Annotated in this window: 10 protein-coding genes and 1 tRNA gene; 6 read left to right on the forward strand and 5 right to left on the reverse strand. The window is 58.4% G+C overall.

The features are described 5' to 3' along the window. The 5 genes from AC1DSG_RS22420 to AC1DSG_RS22440 form a co-directional block, all read right to left on the reverse strand. Positions 1–658 (reverse strand): ribose-phosphate pyrophosphokinase (locus AC1DSG_RS22420; protein WP_477792848.1); only part of this gene is annotated, 658 nt, incomplete at its 3' end. 46 nt (positions 659–704) lie between these two features. Beyond that, a tRNA-Gln gene (locus AC1DSG_RS22425) sits at positions 705–779 on the reverse strand. 36 nt (positions 780–815) lie between these two features. Then, entirely contained in the window at positions 816–1,667 is an 852-nt protein-coding gene (gene ispE, locus AC1DSG_RS22430) for a 4-(cytidine 5'-diphospho)-2-C-methyl-D-erythritol kinase (RefSeq protein ID WP_477792849.1), read from the reverse strand. A 2-nt stretch (positions 1,668–1,669) separates the two neighbouring features. Then, positions 1,670–2,287 carry a lipoprotein insertase outer membrane protein LolB gene (gene lolB, locus AC1DSG_RS22435; protein WP_477792840.1) on the reverse strand — a complete coding sequence of 206 codons (618 nt, stop codon included), beginning with the start codon at positions 2,285–2,287 and terminating at the stop codon, positions 1,670–1,672. Between the two features lie 4 nt (positions 2,288–2,291). Continuing rightward, positions 2,292–4,016, reverse strand: coding sequence for a tetratricopeptide repeat protein (locus tag AC1DSG_RS22440; RefSeq protein ID WP_477792841.1), 1,725 nt, complete (start codon positions 4,014–4,016; stop codon positions 2,292–2,294). Positions 4,017–4,198: 182 nt separating this feature from the next. Between AC1DSG_RS22440 and hemA the strand changes: the two genes are divergently transcribed. The 6 genes from hemA to AC1DSG_RS22470 all read left to right on the forward strand — a co-directional run bounded on the left by hemA (position 4,199) and on the right by AC1DSG_RS22470 (position 9,562). Then, positions 4,199–5,488, forward strand: coding sequence for a glutamyl-tRNA reductase (hemA, locus tag AC1DSG_RS22445; RefSeq protein ID WP_477792842.1), 1,290 nt, complete (start codon positions 4,199–4,201; stop codon positions 5,486–5,488). Next, positions 5,485–6,567, forward strand: a complete 1,083-nt coding sequence (gene prfA, locus AC1DSG_RS22450; protein WP_477792843.1) for a peptide chain release factor 1 — start codon at positions 5,485–5,487, stop codon at positions 6,565–6,567. Before hemA ends, prfA begins: the two co-directional genes overlap by 4 nt. Then, positions 6,568–7,398, forward strand: a complete 831-nt coding sequence (gene prmC, locus AC1DSG_RS22455; RefSeq protein ID WP_477792844.1) for a peptide chain release factor N(5)-glutamine methyltransferase — start codon at positions 6,568–6,570, stop codon at positions 7,396–7,398. After that, a complete protein-coding gene (locus tag AC1DSG_RS22460) occupies positions 7,392–8,147 on the forward strand; it encodes a molybdopterin-synthase adenylyltransferase MoeB (RefSeq protein WP_477792845.1) in 756 nt (251 codons plus the stop codon). Before prmC ends, AC1DSG_RS22460 begins: the two co-directional genes overlap by 7 nt. Next, positions 8,140–8,931 carry a glutamate racemase gene (gene murI / locus AC1DSG_RS22465; protein WP_477792846.1) on the forward strand — a complete coding sequence of 264 codons (792 nt, stop codon included), beginning with the start codon at positions 8,140–8,142 and terminating at the stop codon, positions 8,929–8,931. Before AC1DSG_RS22460 ends, murI begins: the two co-directional genes overlap by 8 nt. Positions 8,932–9,043: 112 nt before the next feature. Further along, on the forward strand, positions 9,044–9,562 hold the full coding sequence (locus AC1DSG_RS22470; RefSeq protein ID WP_477792847.1) for an acyloxyacyl hydrolase: 519 nt from the start codon (positions 9,044–9,046) through the stop codon (positions 9,560–9,562). Positions 9,563–9,606: the final 44 nt, after the last annotated feature.

Genomic DNA, 9,606 nt, shown 5'->3' on the forward strand with positions numbered 1-9,606 from the left:
GAATACAGGGAATACAGGTACGCCCTTCGACATCACCGATGATATGCATCACTTCAGAGTGATTGGCTTTCTCACGGCGTTTGTCGATGATCCCGAGATCCACGCCCAGGGATTTGGCAACAGCCCGTGCACGCACGACGCCACCAATGTCCGGGGACACGATCATCAGGTTTTCGAAGCGCTGATCTTCAATGTCATCCACCAATACCGGGGAGCCGTAGATGTTATCTACCGGAATATCGAAGAAGCCCTGGATTTGGTCAGCATGCAGATCAACCGTGAGAACACGGTCGATGCCGACTACGGTAAGCATGTCAGCGACGACTTTCGCGCTGATAGCTACACGTGCGGAACGCGGACGGCGATCCTGACGGGCATAACCAAAGTAAGGAATAACAGCAGTGATACGAGTAGCCGAGGAGCGGCGGAAGGCATCAGCCATCACTACCAGTTCCATCAGGTTATCGTTGGTCGGAGCGCAAGTCGGCTGAATAATGAAGACATCTTTACCGCGGACGTTTTCATTGATCTCGGCTGTAATTTCGCCGTCGGAAAACTTACCGACAGAGATGTCACCGAGAGGGATATGCAGCTGACGTACGACACGTCGAGCCAGATCGGGGTTGGCGTTCCCCGTAAAGACCATCATCTTGGACACGCGCAGTACCTGAAGGCTGAGGGTAACCTGGATGAGTATAGGAAAATGGCAGGGGCGGCTGGATTCGAACCAACGCATGGCAGGATCAAAACCTGCTGCCTTACCGCTTGGCGACGCCCCTGTATCTGTTGCAACGATTACCCAGTAATCGGTTCCTTTAGAGCAGACTTTGCAGCTTGCGATGCAACATCGAAATGTTGCTTCCCTTTGCTACAAACCCTGTAAGGGTCTCTGTAAGAAGGGCCGAGACTTTATCAGCTTCAGCTTTGCTTGGGAAGCCCCCAAACACACAACTTCCAGTTCCGGTGAGTTTTGCTTCGGTAAATTTACCTAACAAATTCAAAGCGTTACGTACCTCTGGATAACGCCTTGTTACCACCGGCAAGCAGTCATTACGACTGTTTCCCTTGGGAACGGGGCGCACTTTAATGGGAGGAGAGTTACGTGTCAACAGCGGATCGGAAAAAATTTCTGCTGTACTTACAGATACTTGCRGTACCAGCACGACATACCACGGTTCTTCGGGGTCCACAGGGGTCAGTTTCTCCCCTACGCCTTCGGCAAAAGCCGCGTGGCCGCGCACGAAAACCGGGACGTCTGCGCCCAGTCCCAGGCCCAGCGCTGCCAGTCGATCCTCGTCCCAACCCAATTGCCAGAGATGATTGAGGCCCAGCAATGTGGTCGCGGCATTGGAGCTGCCACCGCCAATTCCGCCTCCCATGGGCAGGATTTTTTCGATCCAGATATCCATGCCAAGCGCACAACCGGATTGCGCCTGCAGTTGCTTTGCGGCCTTGACGATCAAATTACTGTCGTGCGGAACACCATCGAATTCGGTATGTAGGCGGATCACACCGTCGTCGCGAACGGCGAAGGTGATTTCATCGCCGTAATCGAGGAACTGAAAAATTGTCTGCAGCTCGTGATAACCGTCTTCACGGCGACCGAGGATGTGCAGCATCAGATTGAGTTTGGCCGGGGAGGGCAGCGTCAAGCGCGCAGTCGTCATATTCACGACCCCAGCTTGCGTGGTTGCCATTCCTTGATCACCAGCGTGACATCAAGGTCGGTGCCGTGCAGCTTGATCTTTTCGGGCAGCCAGAAACCGTTTTGTTGTGTGTAAGAGGAGTATTCAACCTGCCAACCATCCTGTTCGAGGCTCGCCAGGCGGCTGTCGGTATCCAGCGTCAATTTGCTTTTGCTGTCGGGCGCCGGGAGCCCGCGGACCCACCAGGCCAGATTCGACACCGGTAATTTCCAGCCCAGTTGTTCTTCCAGCAGGATTTCCGGGTTCGGTGCGTCATAGCGGCCCTGATTGGCGACTTCCAGCGAGACCTTGCCAGGTCGGCCGGTCAGGCGTGCGGCGCCGCGACCCAGCGGGCCGGAAAGGCGGATGTCGTAGTAATCCTGACGCTGCAGCCAGAACAGGGTGCCGCTGCCCGAGTCTTTGGGCGCGCGGATGCCGATCTTGCCGTTGATCTGCCAACCGTCGAGGCTGGTCAGTTGCTGTTTGTGTTCGCGCCATTGGGCCGGATTACCGTGACCTTCGACCGATTCGCGGGCGCCGAAACCCGCGCAACCGGCGAGCAGGGCGATAAAACTGAAAACGATAATGTGGCGCAAAAACATAATCTTAAAGAGTCTCTGATCCGGTCAGGCGCTTGATGGTGCCGCGCAGGGTAGGGCTGTCGGGTTGTTCCTTGAGGAATTTGCCCCAGATTTGTTTGGCTTCGCGCTGTTTGCCATTGGCCCACAGGACCTCGCCCAGGTGGGCGGCGACTTCCTGATCGGGGAAGCGATCCAGCGCTTGGCGCAGATAGCGCTCGGCTTCATCGAGATTGCCCATGCGGTAGTTCACCCAGCCGAGGCTGTCGAGTACTGCCGGGTCTTCCGGATTGATCTGGTGTGCCTGTTCGATCAGGGCCTTGGCTTCGGCGTAGCGTGTGGTGCGATCAGACAGCGTGTAGCCGAGCGCATTCAATGCCATGGCATTGTCCGGGTCGCGCTTGATGATCAGTCGCAGGTCTTTTTCCATCTGCGCCAGGTCATTGCGTTTTTCCGCCAGCATGGCGCKGGTGTACAGCAGATTCAGATCGTCCGGGTACTGTTGCAAGGCTTTCTGCAAGACCGCCCAGGCCTTGTCCCCCTGTTTATTGGCGGACAGGGTTTCGGCTTCGATCAAATACAACTGAATCGCGTAATCCGGTTGCTCGTCGCGCTCGGCAGCCAGGCGGCGTTGCGCTTCGGCGGTGTTGCCGTTGTCCATCAGAATATCGGCCTGACGCAACTGTGCCGGCAGGTATTCGTTACCCGGCCCGACTTTGCCGTATTCGATCAGCGCGCCTTGAGGATCGTTGCGTTCTTCAGCGATACGACCGAGGTTCAGGTGGGCGGAATCAACGTGGGAGTCGCGGGCGATCAGGTCTTCAAGCAAACCCTTGGCCTGGTCCCAATCCTTGGCTTCCAGACAGACCAGTGCCAGGGAGTAACGCAGTTCGTCGTCTTCCGGGTATTGCTGAACCAGGCTTGCAAACTCCGCCTTGGCGTCATCCATGCGGTCTTGTTCAACCAGCATGCGTGCGTAAGTCAGGCGCAGGCGCTTGTCGTCCGGGTATTTCTTGATGCTTTTTTGCAGCAGCGGCAAGGCTTCGTCGCCACGGTTGAGTACTTGCAGCAGGCGCGCGCGCAGCAGAATCGGGGCGATTTCGCCATCGTCCGGTGGATTGTTTTCCAACAGGATCAACGCGCCTTTGGCATCACCATCCTGTTGCATCAGCAAGGCCTTACCGAAGATCAACTGGCTGTTTTTCGGATGGCGCTGCAGCAGACTGTCGAAACTTTTCATCAAACCGTTGCGCGTGTCCTGGTCGGTATCGGCTGCGGCCAGGGCAAGAAAGTCGAAATGCGTGTCGCCTTTGCCTAGCAGGACTTTCTCCATATAGACCATGGAGTCGTCATAACGACCGGCACGGGCCAGTTGCACGGCGGCCGCACGCTGCGCTTCAAGGTCGTTTGGGGCGTTTTTTGCCCAGATCAGCGCGGTGTCCAGGGCGGCCTGATCGGCGCCCAGGTACTCGGCAATGCGAAACGCTCGCTCGGAGATGCCCGGATCCTGTGTGTTGATGGCCTGGGTCACGTAGTTGTCCAAAGCAAGGTCGTAACGATTGCGCTGGCCAGCCAGTTCGGCACTCAACAGGCTGAAGACAGTTTCTTCACTGAATGAGCTGTAAACCTTGGGCTTTTCAGGGGCCGGGCTGCTGTCTTCAACCGGCGGTGTACTGTCCGGCGACACGGGTGCCAAGGCCTGGCAGCCGCTGAGGAAGACAAAAGCGAGGAGCAACGCGGAAGATCTATTCATATAGGAAAAGGACGACTAACCTGCGGTCGGATCATCATGACACAAGCCTTCGGCCAAACATAACCGAGTCTCAATCGTTGCCTTTATAGAGGCGCGACATTGGGACAATAGTCAGCGGTAGTTGTTCTGTCTGTGACGAAGTAGGACAATTGCCGGCTTCACGTCACCATCAGCGACCTTGAATGGCCTTCCTTGCACTCGGTATCAACCACAAGACTGCGTCAGTAGACGTGCGCGAGCGCGTGGCCTTTACCCCTGAGCAGTTGGTGGAGGCCTTGCAGCAGCTCTGCCGACTCACCGACAGTCGCGAAGCTGCGATCCTCTCCACCTGCAATCGCAGTGAACTCTATATAGAACAGGATCACCTTTCGGCTGACATTGTGCTGCGCTGGCTGGCCGATTATCACCATTTGAGCCTCGAAGAGCTGCGGGCGAGCAGTTATGTGCACGAAGATGATGCGGCAGTTCGTCACATGATGCGGGTCGCCTCCGGGCTCGACTCGCTGGTGTTGGGCGAGCCGCAGATTCTCGGGCAGATGAAATCGGCCTACGCTGTAGCGCGTGAAGCCGGCACCATCGGGCCTCTGCTCGGGCGGTTGTTTCAGGCCACGTTCAACGCGGCCAAGCAGGTGCGCACCGATACTGCCATTGGTGAGAACCCGGTGTCCGTGGCGTTTGCCGCGGTCAGCCTGGCCAAACAGATTTTCAGTGACTTGCAACGCAGCCAGGCCTTGCTGATCGGCGCCGGCGAAACCATCACCCTGGTCGCCCGCCACCTGCACGATCTGGGGGTAAAGCGCATTGTCGTCGCCAACCGCACCCTGGAACGCGCGAGCATTCTTGCCGAGCAGTTCGGCGCCCACGCCGTGCTGCTCTCGGACATCCCGGCTGAGCTTGTGCGCAGCGACATCGTTATCAGTTCTACCGCCAGCCAGTTGCCGATCCTTGGCAAAGGCGCGGTGGAAAGCGCACTGAAGCTGCGCAAGCACAAGCCGATCTTCATGGTGGACATCGCTGTCCCGCGCGATATCGAGCCGGAAGTTGGCGAACTGGACGACGTTTACCTGTATAGCGTCGACGATCTTCACGAAGTGGTCGCCGAGAACCTAAAGAGCCGTCAAGGCGCCGCTCAGGCGGCGGAAGAAATGGTCTCGGTCGGCGCCGAAGATTTCATGGTGCGCCTGCGCGAACTGGCGGCGGTGGATGTACTCAAGGCTTATCGTCAACAAAGCGAGCGCCTGCGCGACGAAGAATTACAGAAGGCCCAGCGCATGCTGGCCAATGGCAGCAGCGCCGAAGACGTGCTGGTGCAACTGGCGCGCGGCCTGACCAACAAACTGTTGCATGCCCCCAGTGTGCAATTGAAGAAGCTCTCTGCCGAAGGCCGCCTTGATGCGTTGGCCATGGCCCAGGAACTCTTTGCCCTGAATGAGGGCTCATCGGATAGCTTTTCGGATAAAAAACCGCAATGAAAGCGTCACTGCTCAATAAGCTGGACATCCTCCAGGACCGTTTCGAGGAATTGACCGCCTTGCTCGGCGATGGCGAAGTCATTTCCGATCAGAACAAATTCCGCACCTATTCCAAGGAGTACGCGGAAGTCGAGCCGATTGTCGGCACCTATAAACAGTTGCTCAAAGTGCAAGGCGACCTTGAAGGTGCCCAGGCGCTGCTCAAGGACAATGACCCGGACATGCGCGAAATGGCCGTGGAAGAAGTCCGCGAAGCCAAGGAACAACTGATCGAACTCGAAGCCAGCCTGCAACGTATGCTGCTGCCCAAAGATCCGAATGACGGGCGCAACGTGTTCCTCGAAATCCGTGCCGGCACCGGTGGCGATGAGGCGGCGATTTTCTCCGGCGACCTGTTCCGTATGTATTCGCGCTACGCCGAGCGACGGGGCTGGCGAGTGGAAATTCTCTCGGAGAACGAAGGTGAACACGGTGGCTATAAAGAAGTCATCGCCCGTGTTGAAGGCGACAACGTCTACGGCAAGCTGAAATTCGAGTCCGGCGCGCACCGTGTGCAACGGGTTCCGGCCACCGAGTCCCAAGGCCGCATCCACACCTCGGCCTGCACCGTGGCAGTGTTGCCCGAGCCGGACGAGCAGGAAGCGATCGAGATCAACCCGGCGGATTTGCGGGTCGATACCTATCGTTCCTCGGGGGCCGGTGGTCAGCACGTCAACAAGACCGACTCGGCGATCCGCATCACGCACTTGCCGTCCGGTATTGTCGTGGAGTGCCAGGAAGAACGCTCGCAGCACAAAAACCGCGCCCGGGCGATGTCCTGGCTGTCGGCCAAACTGAATGATCAGCAAACCAGCGCCGCGGCGAATGCCATCGCCAGCGAGCGTAAATTGCTGGTCGGTTCCGGTGATCGCTCGGAGCGGATCCGTACCTACAACTTTGCCCAGGGCCGGGTCACCGACCATCGGGTTAACCTGACGCTGTATTCGCTCGACGAAATCCTCGCCGGCGGGGTCGATGCGGTGATCGAGCCGTTGCTGGCCGAGTACCAGGCCGATCAATTGGCAGCGATAGGTGAATAAATGACGATCATTGCCAGTTTGTTGCGCGCCGCTGATTTGCCTGACTCGCCCACCGCGCGTCTGGATGCCGAATTGTTGCTGGCTGCCGCGTTGGGCAAGCCCCGCAGTTTTCTGCACACCTGGCCGGAGCGCATTGTTCCCAGTGAAGCGGCGTTGACGTTTGCCAGTTATTTGCAGCGTCGTCGTGGCGGCGAACCGGTGGCTTACATTCTGGGGCAGCAAGGCTTCTGGAAGCTGGACCTTGAAGTGGCTCCGCACACCCTCATTCCACGTCCGGATACCGAACTGCTGGTGGAAGCCGCGCTTGAGTTGTTGCCGGCGACACCCGCCAAGGTCCTCGACCTTGGCACCGGCAGTGGTGCCATCGCCCTGGCCCTGGCCAGCGAACGCCCTGCGTGGAAGGTCACGGCGGTGGATCGCGTGCTTGAAGCCGTGGCCCTGGCCGAGCGTAACCGCCAGCGACTGCACCTCAACAACGTCACGGTGCTGAGCAGCCATTGGTTCAGCGCCCTGGCAGGACAGCACTTTCAACTGATCATCAGCAACCCGCCTTACATCCCTTCCTCCGACCCGCATCTGGTAGAAGGCGACGTGCGCTTCGAGCCGGCCAGTGCGCTGGTGGCCGGTGTCGACGGGCTCGACGATCTGCGTTTGATCGTCGCCCAGGCACCGGACTACCTCGAAGCCGGTGGCTGGCTGATGCTTGAACACGGCTACGATCAAGCCAGTGCAGTACGCGATTTGCTGCTGACCCGCGGCTTTGAAGACGTCCATAGCCGTACCGATCTGGGTGGTCACCAACGTATCAGCCTGGGGCGCCTGCCGTGCTGAATGATCAGGAATTGTTGCGCTACAGTCGGCAGATTCTGTTGCAACACGTCGACATCGACGGCCAGTTGCGCTTGAAAGAAAGCCGCGTGTTGATTGTCGGCCTCGGTGGACTTGGCTCGCCGGTTGCGCTGTACCTGGCCGCGGCTGGCGTGGGTGAGCTGCACCTTGCCGACTTCGACACGGTCGACCTGACCAACTTGCAACGCCAGATCGTTCACGACACCGATAGCGTCGGCCTGAGCAAGGTTGATTCGGCGATCAAACGCCTGAGCGCGATCAATCCCGAGATAAAACTGATCGCCCATCGCGCTGCACTGGACGAGGATTCCCTGGCTACCGCCGTGGCGGCGGTAGATCTGGTGCTCGATTGTTCCGATAACTTCTCCACTCGCGAAGCGGTCAATGCCGCTTGCGTCGCCGCCCGCAAACCACTGGTCAGTGGCGCGGCGATTCGTCTCGACGGACAACTGTCGGTGTTTGACCCGCGCCGTCCGGAGAGCCCGTGTTACCACTGTTTATACGGGCATGGCAGCGAAGCCGAACTGACGTGCAGCGAAGCCGGTGTCGTCGGGCCGTTGGTGGGGTTGGTGGGGAGTCTTCAGGCACTGGAAGCCATGAAACTGCTGGTCGGTTTCGGCGAGCCGCTGGTGGGGCGGCTGTTGTTGATCGATGCGCTGGGCTCGCGTTTTCGCGAGTTGCGGGTCAAGCGTGATCCAGGCTGCAGTGTTTGTGGTTCGACGCATGCGTGAAGCGCCGATCGGCGTGTTCGACTCCGGCGTCGGTGGGCTCTCGGTGMTGGCCGAGATCCAGCGTTTGCTTCCCGACGAGTCACTGCTGTACGTCGCCGATTGCGGGAATATTCCCTACGGCGAGAAAACCCCGGAATTCATCCGCCAGCGCTGTAGCGTCATGGCCGAATTTTTCCAGCAGCAGGGTGCGAAGGCCTTGGTGCTGGCGTGCAATACCGCGACCGTCGCGGGCGTTGCCGACCTGCGGCGCGATTATCCTCAGTGGCCGATCGTCGGCATGGAGCCTGCGGTCAAACCCGCCGCCGCCGCGACCCGCAGCGGTGTGGTAGGCGTTCTCGCCACCACGGGCACCTTGCAAAGTGCCAAGTTCGCCGCTTTGCTCGACCGTTTCGCCACCGATGTGCGCGTCATCACTCAGCCATGTCCCGGCCTGGTAGAACTGATTGAAAACGGTGATTTGCACAGCCCGGCCCTGCGCCAATTACTGGCCAGATACGTTGAACCRCTGCTGGGCGCCGGGTGCGACACCCTGATTCTGGGGTGCACGCATTATCCCTTCCTGAAGCCTTTGCTTAAGCAGATGATCCCCGATGACATCAGCCTGATCGACACGGGGGCTGCTGTCGCGCGGCAACTTCAGCGGCTGTTGGCCGAGCGTGAACTGCTCGCCGACGGGCCGGTTCGTGCCGCCGAGTTTTGGACGAGTGCCGATCCCGTTCATTTCAGAAATATCTTGCCGATACTGTGGAATACGCCGGGTGTTGTGAGAAGCTTCGAGGGGTAAGTAACGAGTTGGGGGCGAAAGAGCAACTGGCATGAACTTTTGATCAAACGTCGACTTCTATAGCGTTCAGCAAAAAAAACCATACGAAATCGTTTGGAAAAGGAAGTTTCTAGTGAAGCGACTATTCTGCTTGGCCGCGATTGCGGCCGCTTTAATGGGGCAAAGTTTCACYGCACAGGCAGCAGGCGTGGAGTTCGGGGTCGGCCAGACCACCGATTCAACCATGACCTATCGACTGGGCATGCAATTCGATTGGGACAAGAGCTGGTGGCAAAGTGACGTGGGGCGTCTGACGGGTAACTGGAGCGGTGCCTATACCTATTGGGACGGGGACAAGACTTCCAGCAACAACAGCCTGTCGTTCTCGCCGGTGCTTGTTTACGAGTTTGCCGGTCAGTCGGTCAAGCCTTACATCGAGGCGGGTATCGGGGTGGCGTTTTTCTCCCATACCGAACTTGAAAACAACGACATTGGCCAGTCCTTCCAGTTCGAAGACCGTTTCGGTTTTGGTGCCCGTTTTGCCGGCGGTCATGAAGTCGGGATTCGTGCGACGCACTATTCCAATGGCGGTATGGCCAATCACAACGATGGCGTAGAAAGTTACGCGCTGCACTACACCATGCCGTTGTAATGTCAAAAGCATCGCGGGCAAGCCACGCTCCCACAGGTTAGGCG

It is taken from the genome of Pseudomonas sp. P5_A12 (assembly GCF_056400685.1).

Bases quoted from the DNA above. Each gene is read 5' to 3' on its own strand.
- lolB (WP_477792840.1), bottom strand. From the start codon at position 2,287: ATGTTTTTGCGCCACATTATCGTTTTCAGTTTTATCGCCCTGCTCGCC.
- hemA (WP_477792842.1), top strand. From the start codon at position 4,199: ATGGCCTTCCTTGCACTCGGTATCAACCACAAGACTGCGTCAGTAGAC.
- prfA (WP_477792843.1), top strand. From the start codon at position 5,485: ATGAAAGCGTCACTGCTCAATAAGCTGGACATCCTCCAGGACCGTTTC.
- prmC (WP_477792844.1), top strand. From the start codon at position 6,568: ATGACGATCATTGCCAGTTTGTTGCGCGCCGCTGATTTGCCTGACTCG.